Genomic DNA, 20,708 nt, shown 5'->3' with positions numbered 1-20,708 from the left:
ATTGCTTATGAATCTATTCATGCTTTATTTACATACATAAAAACGCGTTCTATGAGCTTTGAAGAGCAATGTAAGTTGGTGTATCGTATTGCTTTAAATAAATTTAATGAACTTGTGCAAACAGCAGATCAAAAAGATAAAGAAGAGTATGGAGTTGTAACTCCTCGTAAAATTGTGCGTAAAGAAATGCTTCCGGATTGGTTTCAAGAACAACAAGAAAAAGTAAAAGAAAGCACTCTTTCCATAAATGATGAATCACAAGAAGATGAAATGGCCAGAATGAAGGCTATTTTAGCACATTATTCTTAAACAAAATGTAAAATTACTGTGTTAGTAACAGACAGTAAACCTTGAATTTAAAGTCATGCTATTAAAGTGAAGGTTTGTTGAAGACGAATTCTTATATTTAAGGAGACAAGAAATGAAGGCAAATATACTTCTTAAATTTTTGATGTTGGTATTAGGAATAACATTCATTCTTTTTGGCTGTTCAACATCGGATGAATGGGAAGAAGAAGTTTCTAAGTCTCCCCCTCTGAGTGGAACTTCTTTTCTTACAAGCCATTCGCCAACTCTAGTACATACCATCGACTTTCAGGAAATGAGTACCAGAACTATAGATGAGAAGGATAAAAAGATAACCTATGGATACTCTTCCCTACGGATTTATTACGGAGAATATGGTAGCAAGTTGGTGAAATATAAAGAACTTACAGGGTTTGATTTAACGACAGTTGATAATTTTGAGGTTAAATGGCAAGGGGATAGTCAAGTTATGATTAATGTGTACCGAAAAGCCAAAAATGGAACTATATTTAAAGACGAGACTATTCGTTTAGACACTTCAATTTAGTCCCTGAATAACGGGGGAATTCAGAAATAAAAGCTATAATAGAGCAATGTTAGGCAATTGAGAGTTTTAATAAAGCAAGGATTTTAAAACAATCAACCTTTTTTGTGAAAAGTTAATCAATCCTATTAAATAAGAGCATGTTTGGGTTTGCCTTTTCCCAAAATATGCCCTTATTTTTACCTATAAGATTTTCTTTCTACACGCCTTCTTAAGAAAACAATCGAGCGAAAAACCCCTTCTTTTTAGTTGCAGCTACTTCAGATTTTGATTGTTGGGTTTCTTTAACTACGTCCAGAAGTTGTTGGTCCCTCTTTTCTAAGGAGTTCTGTATGTACTCTTGTTGTTTTTCTAATCTATTAATTAGTGCCTGGTTAAATTCTTCTTGTCTCTTTAAATGTTCCTTAATAACCTCTAGTTCCAACATAACGGGATCCTCTGGTGTCCTTGCAGGTTTTAAAGGATCATCACCAGTAGAAAGATAATGATTAATTTGTTTAATGGAATAACCTTGTTCCCTACTTAGTTTCTTAATTAATAATAACTGTTCAATTGAAGACTTATCAAAATAATGATACCCATTTTCTCCTTGTAAAGTAGGAATGTGATTTTTTAGTTCTTTCATCCAGTTGCGGACAACATGTACACTTTCATCAATCTTTTGAGCAGCTTCTTTAATAGTTAGTTTTATATCACCAGAGTTATCATCAATGTTATCTGAAGTTGGGTTTTCACTTTCCCTTAGGTTTTCGTTATCTGTTTTCACCTTTGTCTTCACCTACCTATAGAGATAATAAACTTATTTTATAAGAATTTAAAGTTAAGTTTCAACTTTCCTTACCCTTTTCCTCCCTCTTGTTTCTACTTAGTAGCTAATAGTAACTATGATATAAAAGGTTTATCCAAATAATGATATCCACTTTCTCTTTGTAAAGATAGAATATGATTCTTTAATTCTTCCATTCCACTCCTAAACACTTGTACACTTTCATCAATATTCTAAGCGCCTTCTTTAGTGATTAGTTTGTTATTACCAAAGTTATCCTTGAGGTTTTGTAAAGTTGGGTTTTCACTTTCCCTTAGGTTTTCACCACATATCTTCACCTTTGTTTACACCTACCTATAGAGATGATAACCCTATTTTACGAAGATTTAAAGTTAAGTTTCAACTTAACTCAACTTTTTCCTTCTGAATGTTACTATTCAATAATTAATAATAACATTTAGATAAAAAACTTATCAAAACGTTGATAGTTATCTTTTGATAATGTTGAGATATAAGTTTTTAATTCATTTTCCGGTAATATGTACACTTTTATCAATCATTTGGGCGGTTTCTTTAATAATTAATTTGATATCACTAAAGTTATCCTTAATGTTACATAAATGTAGGTTTTAACTTGCACTTAAGTTTTTATTATTTATAATTACCTTTGTTTACACTTATCTATAGAGTTTATAAGTATGTTTTATAAGGGTTTGAAGTTAAGTTTTAACTCTCCTTAATGTTTACACTAACTTATAACTACTTAGGTTTAAATTCACTATAGTTATTTAAAATCTTCTCTGTGAATAAAATTTTAAATGAAGAGTCATTATGCATTAATTTTATATAAAAAAGAAAATTAAAATTTACTAAAAATATATAATTTATATTTAAAATAAGTGTTTTGTACATTTTTATCTGAGTTTATATAATAATATATTAGTATTTATACAATTATTATATAAAAATTACTTCGTTTTATATTTTTGTTTTTAAATTATAAAAAAGGTATAAAAAATATATTTAAAATATTAAATATGTATGTATTTTATGCTACAATATATGAGAAAATAAAAAAGGAGTGGGATTTAATAATGAAATTGATCCTTGCTAATGATATCGGAAACGATAAAATGAAGATTCTTGAACCAGGCATGAAAGAGGTAGTGAAAGTTCCAAGTGCTTATAAAAGAATTAATCGAAAACCTTCAGTCCATGAAAATGATGTAAAAAAGAACGTAGCAAATCTCATTGACCAATTACTCGTACATATTTCAAGCTCATCCATTCGTCGTGATGGTTTATATATGATTGGAGAACGAGCAATTCAAACTACAGAAGGCGTAAGTAATATGGATATTGCCGTTCATGAAAAGCATAGTAGTGATTTACCTTTAATTAATACGTTAGGTTATGTGGCAGGAAGAGCTGTGCAAAAACATTATGATGCGGAAGGGAACCTTCCTCAATCCTTAAAAGCCGAAGTGGGTATGAGTAGTGCCATCCCAGCCAGTCAACACAATATAGAGACAGCGAGACAGTTAGAAGAGCGTTTTATGGAAACTTCTCATGTGGTCATTGTGTATGTAGGTCAAGAACAGGTAACCGTAGAATTAAACTTCTCACAAGTAAAGGTTACCAAAGAAGGTATTCCGGCGTTATATGCAATCTTTGAAGGACCAAATGATATGTTTAAAGAGTTTTGCAAAGAGTATGGAATGAAGAAAATCGATGGATCGCATTTCACAAACTCCAAAATTATGCATATCGATATTGGAAGTGGTACAACCGAGTACATTTATTCTGTGGGTGTAAATCCTCAACCAGAGCAGTGTACAGGAGAACGACGTGGAGTAGGGCATGCGGTCGAAGAAGCAATTCAATTAATGAAAGAAGAACGTAAAGGCCTTAATATTAATCGTCAGCAATTTGCGAAATATATTGAGCGACCAGATGAGTATCCTAAAGATCATGACTTAGCTGTTCATTACTTGCGTGAGGCTCGTATCAATCAAGTGGATTTCATTTTGGAAGATGTAGAACGTAAATACACAACAACACTCTCTAGTGAACCAGAATATCTAGCTTGCTATGGAGGAGGCTCCATCGAATTTAAAGAGGATATGTATAAATACTTAAAAGAATTTGCGGACTCTGTGGATGCGAAAGTCCTTTGGATCCCCGAACAATATGCTGTTGATATGAACGTGAAAGGATTAGATATCTTAAATCGCAACATGCTATTTACAGAAGAATACAAAGAAACTGTGGTGATGTAAAGGTATGACGAACGAAAAAAAAAGAAAAACACAGTATAACTGGAAGTTTAAAAGCAATGAAACCGATGAATTTTATGAGTGGTTTGAAAATCAAGATAACATTGCGCTTTCTTTACGTAAGATGGTGTATCATATGATTGAGCTATATGGGACGGAGAGCATTTTAAATCATCATGTCGATAAAGAAATGAGTCGGGATATGTTTATCTTAGAGGCCCTTAGAGGAAAAGATACCTTAACGGTAAAAGAAAGTATACTTTCGGGGGGATCTCTAGGAAAAGGTTCGTCTGCCTCTGAGAACCTGTATTCCTCTGTACAAAATGAACGTCCAATAAATGAAGAACCGAATAAACCAGAAACCAAAAGTAAAGTCAATTATCAAGAGGTTAACCCAAAATCGATTTTTTGATAACTTTTAGGGAATGAATGTTAAGCCTCTCATGGACCATGGGAGGCTTATTTCATTAAAGGGGGATGAGAAGGTGGAAGCTGTTAATCGCAGGATAAAACCGATTTTTGTATGCACCATCGTTCTACTATGTCTAATTGGGTTCTTTTTTTTCTTTAAATATGCTCTTTTGAAGATTTTAGGTTTGTTATTGCTTATTGGGATCTTTCTGATTGGTTCCTATCTTGTGTTTTGTATTCTGTTTGAAATTATAGGGTGTTTGGCTGTTTTGGCATTACCATTAATTGTGATTCTTATTGTTATAGGAGCCTTTGTTTACTTTATGTAATAGAAATAATTTGAATTTAAAAAATTGAAATCTATTGTATTACAGTTCATTACCTTAATTTGATATAATTGAAAAATAAGACCTATTTAACTGTAAACAATTTGGAAAGGGTTAATATGGATAAAACTATACTTTTTAATTTTAATGGTACTCTTTTAAATACTAAACATTTGGCTATTAATATATTTAACGAAATTGCAGGAAAGTATGAATACAGGAAGATTGCTGAGGAGGAAATTCCATATCTAAGTACATTGTCTGTACGTGATAGGTGTAGAGTATTGAATATACCAATATATAAGATGCCTATAGCAGGTATGAAAATAAAACAGAGATACCAACAATATCTCCCCGATTTAGAACCAGTAAAGGGGATTCATGGTGTTATAGTTCAATTAAAGAAAATGGGTTTTCAATTGGGTTTTTTGACTACGAATTCTCGAGATACAACTAGTAGGTTTTTAATAAATAATTCTATGGATATATTCGACTATGCCCATTATTCATTCAATCCATTTTCTAAGAAAGGGGAAATATCCTTTTTCTTAAAAGTTCATAATTTAAAAGCCGAGGATATTATTTATATAGGTGATGAACTAAGGGATATTAAGGCTGCTAAGCAAAATCAATTATATTGTATAGCAGTATCTTGGGGATATGATTCTAAAGAACTTCTAGAAGCAGGAGAGCCAAATCATATTGCCGATAGGCCACAAGATATATTAAATATTTTGCAAAGTAAATTCTAATTATATAGGCTAAGAAAAGAGTTAGGGGTAATGAATTTGTTTATTTCAAAATTAATTGATCATTATGCTTTATATGATTTACATAGGAGGCGTAGTGCAAATTCTCAATTTTCTTCTGTGATTAATGAAGTACCTTCTATAAAGGATAGGGAGAGCTTTTATCAATCATTTAAAACGGATGTAAATTATGATATCCAATATTCCAAAGAAGGATATGATGTAGGAAGCTTTAGTTTTCCAAGTCTATTTTCATCAGGCGATACACCTAATGACCTTGTAAATGGAGAAGTATTTCTTAATAACCATCATGATGAAGTGCCTAACGTGATTTTTATACACGGTTGGCGTATGAGTTCATTTGACAGAATAAAAAAAATATTCCATGAACGGATTGCCGAAGAATTGAAATGGAATATGTATTATTTTACGTTACCTTACCATTTCGAGAGGGAACCAGAAACATCACTTTATAGTGGCGAGTTTATGATAAGTGCTAATATCTCTAGAACTATTGATTCGACTAGGCAAGCCGTAAAAGATCTTAGGGCGCTTATTCAATGGATTAAAAAGAATAAAAAAGGGCCAGTCGTATTAATTGGCGTTAGTCTTGGGGGATTTATTACAAATTTGGTGGCTACTCTTGAGTCAGAAATTGATATTTTAACTTCCATTTTCTATGCTAATCGACTTTCTTATTCGATATGGAATACTATACCTGGAAAGTTTATACGAAAAGATTTAGAAGAGCATGGTGTAAACTATGAAGATTTAACCTCATACTGGAAGATAACGGATCCTAGTCAAGCTGTGCCCAAAATGAAAAAAGATAACATTTTGCTTATTTCCGCCAAGTACGATCAGTATGTTCACATTGAGGATGCAGATCACTTATGGGAAGCATGGGGGAGACCTCCAAGATACATCTATAAAGGTGGACATGCCGGTATTGTTTTAAATCGAAAAAGAATTGCAGTAGATACCCTTTCTTTTATTCAAAATAAGCTGAAGAGGTAGATAGTATGCTCATACTTGTAATACTGCTCTGGTTAATGGGAGCAATACTCCTTATTAGAAATCCTAAAAATGAAAAAATCAGATGGGCAAGTTATATTGGCTTTTTCGGAGGATTTGGTGGAGTAGGTGTTTTACTGGGAAAAGGTACAGAACGTCCAGAGTGGGCTCTGGTATTGGATGGTATATTTACTTCGATTGGACACTATTGGACTCCCTATGCCATTTTAATATTTGGACTAATATATTCTGACACAATAAGTAATCCTAAACATAAAAATTTGTATAAATGGTTGTTATTGATTCCGCCTATTATTATGTATTTTACCTTTCCTATATATCCAGAGTTTAGGGTGAACTTTGATGTACTATCTATTTGGATTGTTCCTTATGTCCTGATATCTAACTTTCTATTAGTCTATTCGGCTTGGAAAGAAACAAGGCTAACGATAAAGAGACAAAAGGCATTAACTGCTTTATTAATAGTACCCATGACTACATTTGCTGTTACCACTAATATTATCCTTGAAGCGTTTGGTTTTGTTGGGATATGGAAATACAATACATTGGTAATAATCCTTCAGTTCTTTGTGTTTTTTTATTTTGCTATTAGATACGGTATTTTAGGAGTACAAATTAGAGTAGAAAAAGAAAGACGTGATACTACCATGAAAGCCGTAGTATCGGGAACAGCTCTCTTGAATCACACTATAAAAAATGAAATAGCAAAGATTGATTTCTTAGTAAGCCAATTACGAGATCATATTCCTGAAAATGAGAAAGTCGCTGAAAATATTGATTTAACGTTGAATTCAACACAGCATGTTTTGGAGTTATCTACCCGAATCCAAAGTAAGTTGAATATTATGGATCTTAAAGAATCTACTTTTTGGTTGAATAGTATTGTGGAACGTACTCTTGAGCTATTAAAGCCTTATATAACGTCAGATATATCAATTATTAAGCAATACGAAACAAATGTTAAACTCGCGGGAGATGTTATACATATACAAGAAGCATTTATGAACATTATTAAAAATGCCATAGAGGCTATGGGTAAAGGTGGGTCTTTAATTATTAAGGTTTATCAAAGCCGTAATAAAGTTTATATAGATTTTAAAGATAATGGAAAAGGTATAGAGCAAGATCAAGTTCCACTTGTATTAGATCCCTTTTACTCTACAAAAAGACGAGTTGGAAATTATGGATTAGGTCTAACTTATTGTTATAACGTGATCCAGAAACATGATGGTGACATTTCAATAAAGAGCCAAGTTAATCAGGGTACAACAATTACTTTAATGTTTCCTTCAAAAAGAATTAGAAGTATGAACAAGCATCATAATTCACAATCAATGGAGGAGAAAGTCCATGTGTCCAATTAAGCTAATGGTTGTAGAAGATGATCCCGTATGGATGAAATGTGTATGTGAGTATGTAGAAAAAGAAGAGGATATTACTGTAGTTAAACAAGCTTACACAAAAGAGCAAGCTATCCAAGTTAATAACGAACAAGTAGATATAGTTCTAATGGATTTAAGCCTTACAAAAGATGAAGCAGATTTGAGTGGGATTGAAGTAGCAAGAAAATTATATAGTAAAGGCATGAGGAAAATTATAATGTTAACTTCATGGGAAGAAACGGACACTATTTTAGAATCCTTTGATATAGGAGCCATTAATTATGTAACCAAAACGTCCTATAGGGATATTCCTAAAGCTGTAAGAGATGCATATGAGGGGAAGGTAAGCTTACATTCAGATGTATCACCTATCCTTGTTAAAGAGTTAAAGAAAGAAAGGAAAATAAAAGTCTTAACTCCTACGGAACGAGATGTATACGAATTAAAAGAGAAGGGTTTAAGTCGAAAACAAATTGCTGAAAAACTATATAAGTCAGTTGAAACCGTAAAGAAACAACTGAAAGTAATAAGAAGCAAGATAAATTAACATTCTTTGTTGATTTGTCTTGCTTCTTTGATTTGATAATAAAAGGATTTTAGTGAAATGAGAAAAGGGGGGGTATTATTTTAACCCTCCCTTAATTTGGATAATACCCTTATTATGTAAGTAATCTTACTTATTCATTATCGAATTAAACAGTTCAGTTAAAAGCTTTTGTTATAGTTATTATTTATTATTAGCTATGGAACTGAGAAACATTGTCAGATGTTTCTTTTGAGTAGAATTTAACTCATTAATGATTCTCAATAAAGGCATATAGTTAATGACTAGATTTTCTATAAGTTCAGTATCACCTACGGATAGCCTATCTAAAATAATATTAGACTTTTCTTTAGATTCATCCGTCACCTTTAGATTTTTATTATATTCTGGGGGCAGTACATCATATAATCCCACTCCTAAGACATCACAGATATCTATCATGGAGTCAAATGTAACAAATCTTTCTCCACGTTCAAGACCACTAATAGTACTCTGAGAAGTTTTAGATAATCTTCCTAACTCTGCAGTAGTCATATTAAGGCTTTTTCTGTAACTTTTAACCTTCTTACCAATGTGATTTTTAAGTTCATCCATAATTATCTACTCACTTTAACATTTTCTTTTATTTTAACAAAAGGAAAGGGTATTTGTTAAAATACCCTCATATTAATAATTTATTTAAAAAACCTATTTACAAATTATTTGTTATTGAATATACTGTAATCAAGGAGGTGGAAAACATTAACATAATCAGGGTGAAGAGAGTGAGAAAAGGGTGGACTCAGTTAGAACTAGCCGAAGTATCAGGGGTTCCTCAATGTACAATCTCTCAAATTGAACGAGGAAGTCGAAGGTACCCTACGTATGATACGATTCGTAAAATCGCTAAAGCATTGGATTTGCCGTTGGAGGATTTCTCCTTCATGGAAGACCATAATGAAAAAGGGGCGGTGAAAGATGAAGACAGCGAAGCGACTAGCATTCTATGATATAGCTGGGGCTCGAGCTCAAAGTGCTAAAACCTTCGATGGAAAAGTGTATAAACTACAGGGAGCTGTTGCTGTTGAACATGAAACAGGAAGTATTAAGAGAGTAGCTGATATTTATTATGATATTCGTTCCGTCCGGGACCATAATCAACGCATTATGGCGAAGAGACGACATAAGGAAGAAGAACTCAAAGAAGTATCTCACAAAAGTAGTTAACCACTATTCTTTTTGTTCTAAATGGAACACATACAAGCGATTCTAAAACGTGCCGAAAGCACAAAATGATCCTCGACAATTGGATACAGCGTGCCTCCCCTTAACCGATCACAAGGGGATTCAGGTATACGATGATGATAAGGTTCGGTGAAGGCGTCCTCAAACTCACCGGTGATCGATGTGAAATTATTACAGTGTATCTCACTACCAGGGGATGCATAAGGTTCTTCGTACATGCCAAAACGTTGTGCATTGTTGGGCTTGGTGATTTTCATCATGCATGCCAACATAGGGTTAACCCTTTCCAGCCATAATAAGGGATATATTTTCCTTTCCTTTCCTTGTTATACTGAAAAGACAGAGACTGAGCTTATCCAAAAATCTTTCGGTAGGTTTTAGAATCGCTTAGTATGTCTGAATATTTAGAACAAAGGAGAATGAAAACATGAACCGTAAGTACGGGTTGATTTCACTCATTGCAGGTTTAGTCTTAGTCCTTGGCATAGGATCAGTATTTGTGTTTTCTCAAGGTTCAAGTGAAGTGAAGGGAAATGGAAACATTGAAGAATTGAGTCCTCAAGCTATGAAGAAGTTTATGAAAGAGAATGGAACAGGATTTGTTATCTATACATTTGATGAAGAGAATAGAGATACGTATCTTTATAGCGTGAAAAAAGCAATGGAAAACAATAATGTAGAAGGAAAGGAGCTTAATAGTCATCATCCTAGCTTTGATGGATCAAGGGATCAAATATATTATGGGGTGAGGCAACAGACTGATACTTTAGCTGTTTACAAAGACGGTGAGATGAAAAAACAAATTAACTTAGATAAATATGAACCTTCTCAACTAGAAGCTGAACTCGACCACTTCATTCAAGTGTCCAAAGAAACATATTTTACAGACTAATTTCTTCCTTTATGAAAGGAGTGAGGCGATTGTCCATAACACAAAAGGATTTAAAGAAATCCAAAGATCTCGTAGAAAAATTATTAAAAGTCCAAGGTCATAAATATAATGATTGGCTTCATCAACAACATCAAACGTTTATTGAAGACAATCAAGACTTAATTTTAGAGGCGTTAAGTGCTTTTACAGAACCCGATGGAGAGGAGGAGACATCTAAAAAAGATGCTCCTTCTAATGTTTCTTCTCATGAAAACCCAGTAGTTCATAATTAAGAGGAAAAGGGGAGTATAGAATGATTGATCTATTAAGCCAAATGAACGACTTGTCACTTGGTGCTGCCGATGGTATGAGTGGATTAATTGAAAGTGGAAAGTCTACCTTAAAGTGGGGACAACGTTTAGGACTTATTTGTGCAGCGATCGCATTTGCAATCGGAGGTTACTTGTTAATGCTTGGTGGTGACCGAGGGCGCCAAAAATGTATTGGATGGTTTATTGGTGGGGCTGTTGGTCTGGTGATTGTGATGGGAGCTTTAGGTATTGCGCAAGGGGTAGACAGCAACATTAAATTTGGAGGATAACCGAACTTATCATCATTTATAAAAAAGAGATGAGGAAGCTATGCTGCTAATAGGTATAGCTTTTTTTCATCTCTTTTTTTCATAAAAAGGAGGAAAAACATGTTTTTCGTGATGTTCCTGAAAAGTGAAACGAAAGAGGTTCTTACGTTTCAGAAAATCTCTTTTCAAGAAGCGTGTGAGAGAACACATGAATTAGAGCGTAAATATCGTCAACAAGAGAAAATAGCTTCAATTGACTTCCACGTACTGAATGAGGAAAACCAAGAGTTATATGCCGGCACGTATCAACTAGGCTCTCACTTTGCGATGAATTTACTCGATCACATCAAAAAACAGTTATCTAAAATGAATTTAAAACCACAACAAGAAGCCATCAAACAATTTTTTCTCAAAAAGCTATATCATGAAGTACCTTATCGTTTACATCCCGAAGCCATTGAGTTTCCAGAAGAGGAAGAAGTTGAATCCACTCTAATGACCGGAACTTCCTCGAAAGGAGGGTATACCTCAAAGCTTTCCCGTCTTCATCGAAAGATGATTTATGGAGGAAGTGCTTTATCCGTTTTACTTCTATCCATAGGGTGTTGGACGACGGTTTCAGCTTCTCAACAACAAAGTGATGAAGTGGTGCAACTCCAACAAAAATTGAGAGAAGAAGAAAAGTTAACAAACTTATATGAAACAGCTCTTCTAGGAGATACAGAAAAGGCTATAGAACAGCTTTCCAAAGAGAAAGGAAAGCAAGGTTCAAAAGTTCAACAAGAGGTCTATATGGGCCTTCTGTTAGAAGAAAAAAAGTATAAGGAAGCTGTGAAGGTAGGAGGTAAAAAGAAAGTAGAAGATCTATTATTAGAGAAAGGCGACGTGCAACAGCTAAAAGCATTCCAAGAACTTTTTCCTTCTGCTACAGGGACGTTTGATGTGGCCTATCTTGAGCAACGATGGGAAGATGTGTTATCCCAAAAGGGTGTAAGGATGACCGAAAAGCGTCAACGAATGAAAGGATATGCTCTTCTACGAACAGGTAAGGTAGAAGAAGCGAAGAAACAGGTCAACCACCTTCAAGATGAGCGCATTCATCAAAAGATTAAACAGTACGAACAGGTTCACCAAGAAATAAAGGATCTTCAAAAACAGATAGAGGGGGAGCAGCAAAAGGAACCAAAGGATGCAGGGGAAATTCAATCTTTAACGGAGGAGAAACAGAAGAAAGAGCGTACATTAAGTAGTATATAGATAAATCTGTTTAAATAAGGAGGAATAGAACATGGAATCCTACGAAGGATGGATTAGAGAACTAGATGGAAAAGTGATCAAAGTGAATCCTGAACTGAAACATATCCTCCACTCTCTTTGTTTAGAGGGAAATGATGAAAAGGAGGAACGGAGATGAGAGAATCGACCTCCATCAAATATAAAATAGCTAAAAAACAAGTACTCCTTCCAATGGGTGCTTGTTTTTTTATTCTCATCGTGTTGGGTGTCAATTTTATATTTAATATGATCTTAGATGTGCTGAAAACGAGTTTTAGTGATGTGTTGGATCCTCAACCGTTTCATCCATCCATTAAGGACGCCTATACGTTTCATTTTCTTGATTACCCTTATGTATATGGAGCTATAGGATTAGGAGCCACTCTTTTGACGGCCAAACTTATTTATAATATCCGTTCTAACTTTAAGGATTTAAACAGAAATCAAAAAGGGTCGAGTCGTTTTACAACACTAGAGGAGTTACAGAAACAATATCGAGCTGTACCAGAAAAAGGGAAACGATATTCCGGTGGAGGAGGGGTTCCTATTTCTCGCATGGATAAAGTTAAATTAGTTTCCAACTGGAAAACGTACAGTAAGGTAAAAGGCATTCAAAAATTATTACAGGCTCATCAGTTATTTAAGAAAACACCCTATGTACTGATTGATGATAGTCCCGTGAATAATTTAATCATAGGGATTACCCGAAGTGGGAAAGGCGAAACGTTTGTCTTTCCGGCCATCGATGTATACTCGAGAGCTGAGAAACAGCCTTCTCTCATCAACAATGATCCCAAGGGCGGTGCGACACGTTCCTAAGTGAAAAGCTTAGGCATTATTGAACTCATTAAGTTCAATAATGAACTGTTATTCCGAGAAGTCAAATGAGGGGGTAACGCCCTGAAGGGCTTCCTCTAATCCTCCGACATGCGGTTAGATTAGCAAGAATCTGACGGTAGGAAGCTCGGTGAAGTCGGCTGAGAGCTGTCGTAAATCTAATGATACGAAAGCTGTCCAGAGGTGGATGGTATAGCCTATAGGCCGGGAGTCTACAAAACACTTATGGTTAGAATGCATAATAAAGCAGTCACGAGCTCTGAAAATGCAGACGAATCTCTGATGGTACGGGTCTATATCGGGAGCATATCGAAAGGTATGCTGACACAAATAGTGTCGCTACTGTGGGCTAGTAAAACTCTCCTTTATGAACGTCCATATATTGTTATAGGCAATATCAAGGTAGCAGGCTCATAGGGGAAACCTAACAGTGTATATGTACAGATAGGAATAATGGAACGTGGTAAGCTACTAACGCTGAAGACTTGCTTCTTGCGAAGCGTTTCTAGGGAAAGTACTAATGAGATTAGTTAGTTATATAACCTAGATTTATAGTAGTGAAGGTGGTGGCACAGTACCTGTGAAACGTCTAATGAACGTGGAGGGATAGCCACTAGTCAATTGAAGGCTAATTAAGTTACCTACGGTTAACATGGATTCGAGTAAGACTAAGAGATGTAGTATTTCTCCTCATCGAAAGGAGGCTACAGCCCATGTTGAAGAAAACCAAGATAAGACATAGTGAATATTACAATATGCAAGATAAATATGACCAGTTATATTCTTCTAGTCTTAACGGTAACAATTTTTATAAGTTAATGGATATCATCGGTTCAGAAGAAAATATTAGATTAGCGTATCGAAATATAAAAACCAATAAGGGTAGTAAGACCGCAGGTGTTGATGGATTAACAATTAAGGATATCTGGCTTCTTAATGATATTCAAATCATTAGAGAAGTCCGTAAAAGATTGAGGCGTTATCAACCACAAGCTGTCAAACGCGTGTATATACCTAAAGAAGGAAGCGACAGTATGCGCCCATTAGGTATTCCTACAATATGGGATAGACTTGTGCAGCAATGTATCTTACAAGCTCTTGAACCTATTTGTGAAGCCAAGTTTCATAATCACAGCTATGGATTTAGACCGAATAGGAACGCCCATCATGCGCTCAGTAGGATGGTCAGCTTAATAAATATAGGAAGACAGCATTATTGTGTAGATATAGATATTAAAGGATTTTTTGATAACGTCAATCATGGCAAATTACTAAAACAATTATGGACATTGGGTATTCGAGATAAACCACTTTTATGTGTTGTATCCAAAATTCTTAAGTCGGAAATTGAAGGAGAAGGAATTCCTAGAAAAGGGACACCACAAGGTGGCATATTATCACCTCTATTATCCAACATTGTTTTAAATGAATTGGATTGGTGGGTTAGTAATCAATGGGAAACCTATAAACCTAAGAACTGCAAGAACCCTATCGGTTTCAGGTCATATGCACGACAGTATACGAACTTAAAAGCCGGTTTTATCGTAAGATACGCGGATGATTTCAAGATTATGTGCAAAACATACCAGGATGCCCAAAGATACTTTCATGCGACCATTGATTTCTTAAACAAAAGGTTAGGTCTTGAAATCAATAAAAGGAAATCTAAAGTCGTCAATCTTAAAAAGAATGCCTCTACTTTTTTAGGATTTAAAGTTAAATTAGTTCAACAGAACAAAGCAAAGTATGGGTTTGTGGCTAAAAGTAGTATGTCAGATAAAGCCGTGGTAAAGGCTAAACAAATCTTAAAAAGTAGAATCAAAGAAATACAGAAACATCCTATACCTGAGAGTGTCTTGAAGTTCAATCTTACCCTTATAGGAATACAGAATTACTATAAATACGCTACTAAGATTTATATAGATTTAACTAAAATTAACTACACTCTACTTAAATCCATGAAATCCAGGCTGAAAAGTAACGGAGAAATTATTCGATTTGATAGTACACCGAAGAAATTTCAAGCAAGAGCAAAAGGAATTAAACCCAATTCAAAAGTGTATTCTGTTTGTCATACCCCTTTACTTCCAGTTACAGGGATACATCACAAAAATCCATGGAATTTCTCTCAAAACATATGTAGTTACACCAAGTTAGGGAGAGCTAAGATTCATAGGAATCTAAAAACGATACCTAAAGAGGTCTTATATCAAGTTATGACGGGATATTCTAAGAATCGGAGCATTGAATACAACGATAACAGGATATCAAAATATATCGCCCAATATGGAAGATGTTATGTAACCAACGAAGTTATAGGAATAGATAGAGTACACTGTCATCATGAGGTTCCTTTGAAAAATGGAGGGTCTGATAAATACACTAACTTAGTCATAGTTGATAAATATATACATCATCTTATCCATATGACAAATGAAAAGAAAATCAGAGCTTCGCTCCTCTTATTGAAATTAAAATCAAAGCAACTAGACAAATTGAATAATCTCCGAATTAAAGCTGGTAATGAACCGATAATTTTATAAGTTAACTTGTAACTATTAGCTAGAGATGATGGGACGCCGTATGACGGGAAACTGTCACGTACGGTGTTAGGTGGGGGAAAAGGTGGAGATAATATCAAATCCTTACCTATCACGCACAACTACATGCCAAAACGTTTGATGTCTTATGTCTTGATCAACTCCACGTCTAAAGAGTTTGAGTACATGAACTAATCGTTACGTTACAAGAACAGAGATACGATGTTGAGATTTTATCCCATTACCCCTTGAAACAAAAAAGAGCAGCAAGCTATTATTCATCGCTCACTGCAGGGAAGAGTTGACTATTGAGAAAAGTAAAGCTATGTCGAACAATTTAATAATAACACATATTTCCTTTGAAGGAATAATTTAAAAAATAAACTATAAAAGAGAGTGAAGATTTAGGGAACAACTTTATATTATTCAGATGAATCGAAAAGGATATCTAGATGGCACAACCAGCACACACAGAAAGTGATTACTTTGGAACGGAGTGTGAAGATCCAGCCATAGGAGAGATGAAGTTAAAAGAAGAGTTAGAGAAGTATTTAGAGGTCGTTTATGATGTCAAATTTCCTTAAGCAAAATAAGAAAGAGCCCGTAGCTGGTACTACGAACTCTCAAATAAGGTCTATGCATTCCTAATTAATTTAATATTATCGCATTAATCTCTAAAAATCAAGGAAGTTGCTCATAGAGTTAAATGTCTTAGTTTCTACTCAAAACAGGGATTATGAAGAGTGGAAAGATATGAGGAGAAAAGGAATCGGTGGCTCAGATACCGCTGTCATTGCAGGACTAAGCATATGTTTTTGATGATTGCAGAAAAAGAGAGCACAAGCGCTCTCTTCTCTCTAACGACGATGTTCAACAAGGTCAATTACCCCTAATACAACGTGAGCTAAGCCAAAACCAAAAACCGTATTTGCGATCATCTTATTAGATCCACGGTTTTGTTTCAGTGCATAACCAGTAGCTGTTACAGCTGTACCTAATACAGTTGGAATCATACCTTCACGAATATCCATGGTTATTTCCCTCCGCATCGAAGTTAGTTAAGGTGTATAAGCACCAATTTTATTATGTTCTTACTGGATAAAAATATGTAATGGTAATGGAAAAAGAAATATTTATTTACATATTTGCAATAGGAAGTAAGAGGATTTAGCTCTCCAAAGAACTTTTTCTATGAAAAATTCTCAAATATCAGTGATTTGAAAAAGGGATTCTAATTGTATATATCCAGTGTAGAATAGTAAAATTAAAACGTAAAGACATAGAGGAAATAAAAGGGAGAGGGCAAAAAGATGAAAAAGGAAAATGAAGGGTTAATAAAACAGTTTACTAAGATTCAGGAGGAGCTGCTCCCTCAAGTTAAATTAGAAAACAACTTTCATAAAGAGGAGATAAGTTTAGTTGCAGGAGTTGATTTAGCTTATTGGGAGAATGATACTAAGCACTATGGAACGTGCTGTATTGTTGTCGTTGACTATCATACAATGAAAGTTGTTGAGAAAGTACATAGCTATGGCGAAATTATGGTTCCTTATATTCCTGGTTTTCTAGCTTTTCGAGAGCTTCCGCTTATTATAAAAGCCGCTAAAAAACTGAAAACAGCACCAACTTTATATATGTTTGATGGAAACGGCTATTTACACTACCGTCATATGGGCATTGCTACTCATGCTTCGTTTTTTTTGAAAAAGCCAACAATCGGAGTAGCTAAAAGTTACTTAAAAATAAAAGAACAAGATTTTGCAATGCCAAAGCAGGAGGCTGGCGCTTTCACAGATATTATGATTGATGAGGAAGTATATGGACGAGCGCTTCGTACAACAAAAGGGGTAAAGCCTATTTTTGTTTCATGCGGGAACGAAATAGATCTTGCTACAAGTACAGAGGTTGTGATGAACTTTATTAATAAGGAAAGTCGTTTACCTGTTCCTGTTCGTCTAGCAGACCTTGAAACACATAAAGTTCGAAAAGAGTTAAAAGATAATTTGTGAGCAAATGAATAACGAGCAGAAAGAGAAGGCAAAGGAAACTTGGCTTCTTTTTTTGTATTAAGGGATGTGAATCTTTTCATTATAGAAGACTAAGAAAATAATAAAATTACAAACTTTTTTATATAAAGGAACTTCTTCTTTCATATAGATAAGATGATGGCTTTTTATAAGAGGTTGGAGAGAGAAAAGAAATAAGGGAGGAACGCACATGTTTGTTCATGTGGTGCAGACAGGTGATAGCTTATTTTCGATAAGTAATAGATATCGTTATCCTGTCGCCCAACTTCGCGCTGTTAATGGATTAGAAACGGAGAATATTGTTCCAGGGCAGGCTTTGCTTATTCCCCTTTATGTGTATACAGTACAACCTGGTGATACACTCCGAACTATTGCTCAGAAGTCATATGTTTCTCAAGAACAGTTAAGAAGAGAAAACCCTTCATTCAATTTTAATGCTCTACAACCAGGAATGAAAGTGAACATCCCAAACACATCAAATTACATCGCAGGCACGCTTCAATACTATGGTGTGCGTAGTCCAGAGCTTGATCGTGATTTAATTAATGATTTTGCACCATACTCTTCTTCCATCGCTATTTTCGAATATCATTTTGGACCTAATGGAGACATTGTAAACAAGTTAGATGACTTAGTTGCCATTCAAACAACATGGCGAAATCGAGTAACTCCTCTTGTTACGATTACCAATTTAAAGACGAGTGGATTTGACACTGGCGTTGCTCGTCAAGTATTAAACAATCCAGCTGCAAGAACGAAGCTTGTAAACAATATTGTTTATCTAGTATCAACAAAAGGTTATGGAGGAGTCAATATTGATTTTGAACAAATCCGATTTGAAGATCGAGATTTGTTTACTGGCTTTTTGCGTCAGTTAGGAGATCAGCTTCACTCAAGGGGGTATGCTTTAACTATTGCAGTGCCAGCCAAAACAAGTGAAGATATTTCATGGTTAAGAGGGTATGACTATGGAGGAATCGGAGCTGTTGTCGATTATATGTTCATTATGGCTTATGATTGGCATCACCCAGGAAGTGAACCAGGTCCTGTTGCACCACTTACAGAAGTTCAAAATACAGTCCAGTTTGCTATTAACAAAGTGCCAAGGAGGAAACTCATTATTGGGGTACCTTTATATGGATACAACTGGACCATTCCTTATACACCAGGAACGGTCGCTTCTGCTATTTCAAACCAAAATGCTATTGAAACAGCAATGAAATACGGAGCGCCTGTGCAGTATTCTGAAACATATAAGTCGCCTTATTTTCGTTACAAGGATGAAAAGGGGCAGGGGCATGAAATATGGTTTGAAGATGTAAGAAGTATGAGTGAAAAGATGATGTTAGTAAAGAGATATGGACTTCAAGCAATAGGAGCTTGGCAACTTACGCTTGGTTTTACGCCAGGACCATGGCTTTTACGAAAATTCTTTACGATTAGAAAATTATGAAGCATGTTACATCTTTATCATCTTCTTTTATAAAAGATTCAACAACCTTATTTAAGACAGACATAATATGGATATAGGGTCATATATGTATTAAGAATTTACTGAAGAAATGGAGGAGAAGAAATGCAACCATCTTATTCATCAGGTGATTATCAAGGTTCTCCAAGACCAAGACCGCGTCCGCCGTATTATCCATCTTATCCGGGATATTACCCAGGGTATCATACATACCCTGTATATCCACCATATCCATACTATCCCGTATATCCATCGTATCCCGTATATCCGTATTATCCAAGACCATATCCATATTATCCGAGACCGTATCCGTATCGCCTTGAAGACGAACAGTTTGGCCAACAGTTTGACCAACACCAACAGTTTGACCAACAGTTTGACGAACAGTTTGATGAAGATTTGTAAGTAAAGACTACTATTGAAGATGTTTGAAAGAAGAAAAGCCATTGAAACTGTTTATTCAATGGCTTTTCTTCATTTAATATGTCTGCGCTCTAAAAGGCTTATAACGATTGGAAGAAGAGTGCTTATAAGCATAAATGGTAGGAACCATATCCCAATGTGGAATTCCCAACCTAGCGAAATAGAGACGGATTCAAATACAATAAGAGAAAATAAAATCAAACATATATTTTTAAGCATATTTACAAGCTTGCGACTGTTTAAATAGAATTGAGCGGCATTGTTTTCGTTAAAACGTGCTGGATAGTTATGAACGTTTGGGAATTTTTCAAGCAATGTCATCAAGATAAGAAGAAAAGTGCTTATGCCTGGAAGTAAAAGTAGCTCCCACTTTGATCCTCATCTGTTCACTTCTCCTGCTATATTGTAGTGAGCAGGAACTTTAGTGGGGATATCATACCAGGAAAAAAGTAAGAACAAAATAGAACCAACGTAAAACAGGGTTCCAACAGCATTCCAGATTTTCTCCCTCTTTGTACGAGGAATGTGTAAAAGCGGTCGATTTGATGAGTGTATATTTTTCACCTCCTTGTTTTACTATACGAACAAAGAAGCGGAATGTTTTCAGATTTTTATCCAAAAGAGTACTTGAGCTTTCCACTACGTTACCCTTTATAGTAGAAATATTTTAACTAAAGGAGTGATTGTAGTGAAAGCATACCCTATGCCATTGTTTGTAAAGCTTGCTGTTCAGGATATAAGAACGGCGATTCTCTGGTACGAAAATATTCTTCAGTTTAAGTCTGTATTCGAGCTCCCAAACGAAGAGGGAGAAATTATGATGGCTCATTTACGAGGTGAGAAATATCAAGATATTATGTTAGTACAAGAAAGGAATAAAGAGCCAAAGGGAAAAGGAGTTGTATTAAACCTTACTGTAGAACAAATTGAAGAGTATTATGAACGAGCTCTAAGTGAACGAGCGGTTATTGTAGAAAAACCAATTAAAAGATCATGGAATGCTTATGAACTTTTGCTAGCAGATTATGATGGTTACCTTATTACCCTTTCTATGAGACTAGATCAAGAGAAAGGGTTTGAGGAAATGGTTAAAGACGTGATAGGATAAGGAACTAAAAAAC

The 20,708-nt window shown here is 34.9% G+C and carries 25 protein-coding genes and 2 pseudogenes; 23 read left to right on the top strand and 4 right to left on the bottom strand.

What is annotated here, in order from left to right; all coding sequences use genetic code 11:
• A pseudogene (locus BM012_RS07530) lies at positions 1–309 on the top strand (hypothetical protein); the annotation flags it as partial.
• A 112-nt stretch (positions 310–421) separates the two neighbouring features.
• A complete protein-coding gene (locus tag BM012_RS07525; RefSeq protein ID WP_061804496.1) occupies positions 422–853 on the top strand; it encodes a hypothetical protein in 432 nt (143 codons plus the stop codon).
• Positions 854–1,061: 208 nt separating this feature from the next.
• Here BM012_RS07525 and BM012_RS07520 read toward each other — a convergent pair whose 3' ends face one another.
• On the bottom strand, positions 1,062–1,616 hold the full coding sequence (locus tag BM012_RS07520) for a MerR family transcriptional regulator (protein WP_061804497.1): 555 nt from the start codon (positions 1,614–1,616) through the stop codon (positions 1,062–1,064).
• Positions 1,617–2,710: 1,094 nt separating this feature from the next.
• Here BM012_RS07520 and BM012_RS07515 point away from each other — a divergent pair.
• The 7 genes from BM012_RS07515 (at position 2,711) to BM012_RS07485 (ending at position 8,342) form a co-directional block, all read left to right on the top strand.
• Complete coding sequence (locus BM012_RS07515; RefSeq protein ID WP_061804498.1) at positions 2,711–3,895, top strand: ParM/StbA family protein; 1,185 nt, start codon at positions 2,711–2,713, stop codon at positions 3,893–3,895.
• A gap of 4 nt (positions 3,896–3,899) precedes the next feature.
• Entirely contained in the window at positions 3,900–4,304 is a 405-nt protein-coding gene (locus tag BM012_RS07510; RefSeq protein ID WP_074842801.1) for a hypothetical protein, read from the top strand.
• Positions 4,305–4,377: 73 nt separating this feature from the next.
• Positions 4,378–4,632: a hypothetical protein gene (locus BM012_RS07505; protein ID WP_061804500.1), complete on the top strand. Its 255-nt coding sequence runs from the start codon at positions 4,378–4,380 to the stop codon at positions 4,630–4,632.
• A 116-nt stretch (positions 4,633–4,748) separates the two neighbouring features.
• Positions 4,749–5,381: an HAD-IA family hydrolase gene (locus BM012_RS07500; RefSeq protein ID WP_061804501.1), complete on the top strand. Its 633-nt coding sequence runs from the start codon at positions 4,749–4,751 to the stop codon at positions 5,379–5,381.
• Positions 5,382–5,417: 36 nt separating this feature from the next.
• On the top strand, positions 5,418–6,395 hold the full coding sequence (locus BM012_RS07495; protein ID WP_061804502.1) for an alpha/beta hydrolase: 978 nt from the start codon (positions 5,418–5,420) through the stop codon (positions 6,393–6,395).
• Between the two features lie 5 nt (positions 6,396–6,400).
• Positions 6,401–7,777: a sensor histidine kinase gene (locus BM012_RS07490; protein WP_061804503.1), complete on the top strand. Its 1,377-nt coding sequence runs from the start codon at positions 6,401–6,403 to the stop codon at positions 7,775–7,777.
• A complete protein-coding gene (locus BM012_RS07485) occupies positions 7,764–8,342 on the top strand; it encodes a response regulator (protein ID WP_061804504.1) in 579 nt (192 codons plus the stop codon). Before BM012_RS07490 ends, BM012_RS07485 begins: the two co-directional genes overlap by 14 nt.
• 180 nt (positions 8,343–8,522) lie before the next feature.
• Here the strand turns inward: BM012_RS07485 and BM012_RS07480 are convergent, their stop codons facing one another.
• A complete protein-coding gene (locus tag BM012_RS07480) occupies positions 8,523–8,933 on the bottom strand; it encodes a helix-turn-helix domain-containing protein (protein WP_061804505.1) in 411 nt (136 codons plus the stop codon).
• A gap of 137 nt (positions 8,934–9,070) precedes the next feature.
• Here BM012_RS07480 and BM012_RS07475 point away from each other — a divergent pair, with 137 nt between their 5' ends.
• The 10 genes from BM012_RS07475 (at position 9,071) to BM012_RS27040 (ending at position 16,250) form a co-directional block, all read left to right on the top strand.
• Positions 9,071–9,328 carry a helix-turn-helix domain-containing protein gene (locus tag BM012_RS07475; protein WP_139210320.1) on the top strand — a complete coding sequence of 86 codons (258 nt, stop codon included), beginning with the start codon at positions 9,071–9,073 and terminating at the stop codon, positions 9,326–9,328.
• Positions 9,297–9,545 (top strand): hypothetical protein, encoded by a 249-nt coding sequence (locus tag BM012_RS07470; RefSeq protein ID WP_061804506.1) that lies wholly within the window; start codon positions 9,297–9,299, stop codon positions 9,543–9,545. The genes BM012_RS07475 and BM012_RS07470 overlap by 32 nt, the downstream gene beginning before the upstream one ends.
• Before the next feature lie 445 nt (positions 9,546–9,990).
• On the top strand, positions 9,991–10,455 hold the full coding sequence (locus tag BM012_RS07465; RefSeq protein ID WP_061804507.1) for a hypothetical protein: 465 nt from the start codon (positions 9,991–9,993) through the stop codon (positions 10,453–10,455).
• A 20-nt stretch (positions 10,456–10,475) separates the two neighbouring features.
• Positions 10,476–10,727 carry a hypothetical protein gene (locus BM012_RS07460; protein ID WP_167360138.1) on the top strand — a complete coding sequence of 84 codons (252 nt, stop codon included), beginning with the start codon at positions 10,476–10,478 and terminating at the stop codon, positions 10,725–10,727.
• A 20-nt stretch (positions 10,728–10,747) separates the two neighbouring features.
• Complete coding sequence (locus BM012_RS07455) at positions 10,748–11,035, top strand: hypothetical protein (protein WP_019392498.1); 288 nt, start codon at positions 10,748–10,750, stop codon at positions 11,033–11,035.
• A gap of 99 nt (positions 11,036–11,134) precedes the next feature.
• Positions 11,135–12,271, top strand: a complete 1,137-nt coding sequence (locus tag BM012_RS07450; RefSeq protein WP_061804509.1) for a hypothetical protein — start codon at positions 11,135–11,137, stop codon at positions 12,269–12,271.
• A gap of 31 nt (positions 12,272–12,302) precedes the next feature.
• Positions 12,303–12,428: a hypothetical protein gene (locus BM012_RS27045; RefSeq protein ID WP_268801477.1), complete on the top strand. Its 126-nt coding sequence runs from the start codon at positions 12,303–12,305 to the stop codon at positions 12,426–12,428.
• Positions 12,425–13,108, top strand: coding sequence for a type IV secretory system conjugative DNA transfer family protein (locus tag BM012_RS07445; RefSeq protein ID WP_061804510.1), 684 nt, complete (start codon positions 12,425–12,427; stop codon positions 13,106–13,108). Before BM012_RS27045 ends, BM012_RS07445 begins: the two co-directional genes overlap by 4 nt.
• A 731-nt stretch (positions 13,109–13,839) precedes the next feature.
• Positions 13,840–15,669 (top strand): group II intron reverse transcriptase/maturase, encoded by a 1,830-nt coding sequence (ltrA, locus tag BM012_RS07435; RefSeq protein WP_061805215.1) that lies wholly within the window; start codon positions 13,840–13,842, stop codon positions 15,667–15,669.
• A gap of 449 nt (positions 15,670–16,118) precedes the next feature.
• The gene (locus BM012_RS27040) at positions 16,119–16,250 is read left to right on the top strand and encodes a hypothetical protein (protein WP_268801496.1); all 132 of its coding nucleotides are present in this window, start codon (positions 16,119–16,121) and stop codon (positions 16,248–16,250) included.
• A 273-nt stretch (positions 16,251–16,523) separates the two neighbouring features.
• Here the strand turns inward: BM012_RS27040 and BM012_RS07430 are convergent, their stop codons facing one another.
• A complete protein-coding gene (locus tag BM012_RS07430; protein ID WP_019395509.1) occupies positions 16,524–16,697 on the bottom strand; it encodes a hypothetical protein in 174 nt (57 codons plus the stop codon).
• Positions 16,698–16,976: 279 nt separating this feature from the next.
• Between BM012_RS07430 and BM012_RS07425 the strand changes: the two genes are divergently transcribed.
• The 3 genes from BM012_RS07425 (at position 16,977) to BM012_RS26680 (ending at position 19,569) form a co-directional block, all read left to right on the top strand.
• Complete coding sequence (locus BM012_RS07425; RefSeq protein ID WP_061805931.1) at positions 16,977–17,675, top strand: endonuclease V; 699 nt, start codon at positions 16,977–16,979, stop codon at positions 17,673–17,675.
• Positions 17,676–17,883: 208 nt separating this feature from the next.
• On the top strand, positions 17,884–19,146 hold the full coding sequence (locus BM012_RS07420; protein ID WP_061805930.1) for a glycoside hydrolase family 18 protein: 1,263 nt from the start codon (positions 17,884–17,886) through the stop codon (positions 19,144–19,146).
• Between the two features lie 123 nt (positions 19,147–19,269).
• Positions 19,270–19,569 (top strand): hypothetical protein, encoded by a 300-nt coding sequence (locus BM012_RS26680; RefSeq protein WP_201030252.1) that lies wholly within the window; start codon positions 19,270–19,272, stop codon positions 19,567–19,569.
• A 69-nt stretch (positions 19,570–19,638) separates the two neighbouring features.
• On the opposite strand, the pseudogene BM012_RS07410 reads toward BM012_RS26680, so the two are convergent.
• Positions 19,639–20,088, bottom strand: a pseudogene (locus tag BM012_RS07410) (DUF1648 domain-containing protein).
• 187 nt (positions 20,089–20,275) lie between these two features.
• On the opposite strand from BM012_RS07410, the gene BM012_RS07405 reads away from it, so the two are divergent.
• Positions 20,276–20,695: a VOC family protein gene (locus BM012_RS07405; RefSeq protein ID WP_061805928.1), complete on the top strand. Its 420-nt coding sequence runs from the start codon at positions 20,276–20,278 to the stop codon at positions 20,693–20,695.
• The last annotated feature ends 13 nt before the right edge of the window (positions 20,696–20,708 follow it).

This window comes from Priestia endophytica DSM 13796, from assembly GCF_900115845.1.
In the GTDB taxonomy this organism is placed as follows: domain Bacteria; phylum Bacillota; class Bacilli; order Bacillales; family Bacillaceae_H; genus Bacillus_I; species Bacillus_I endophytica.
The sequence above is the reverse complement of the archived record's forward strand: the minus strand, read 5'-3'. Positions and strand labels throughout refer to the sequence as shown.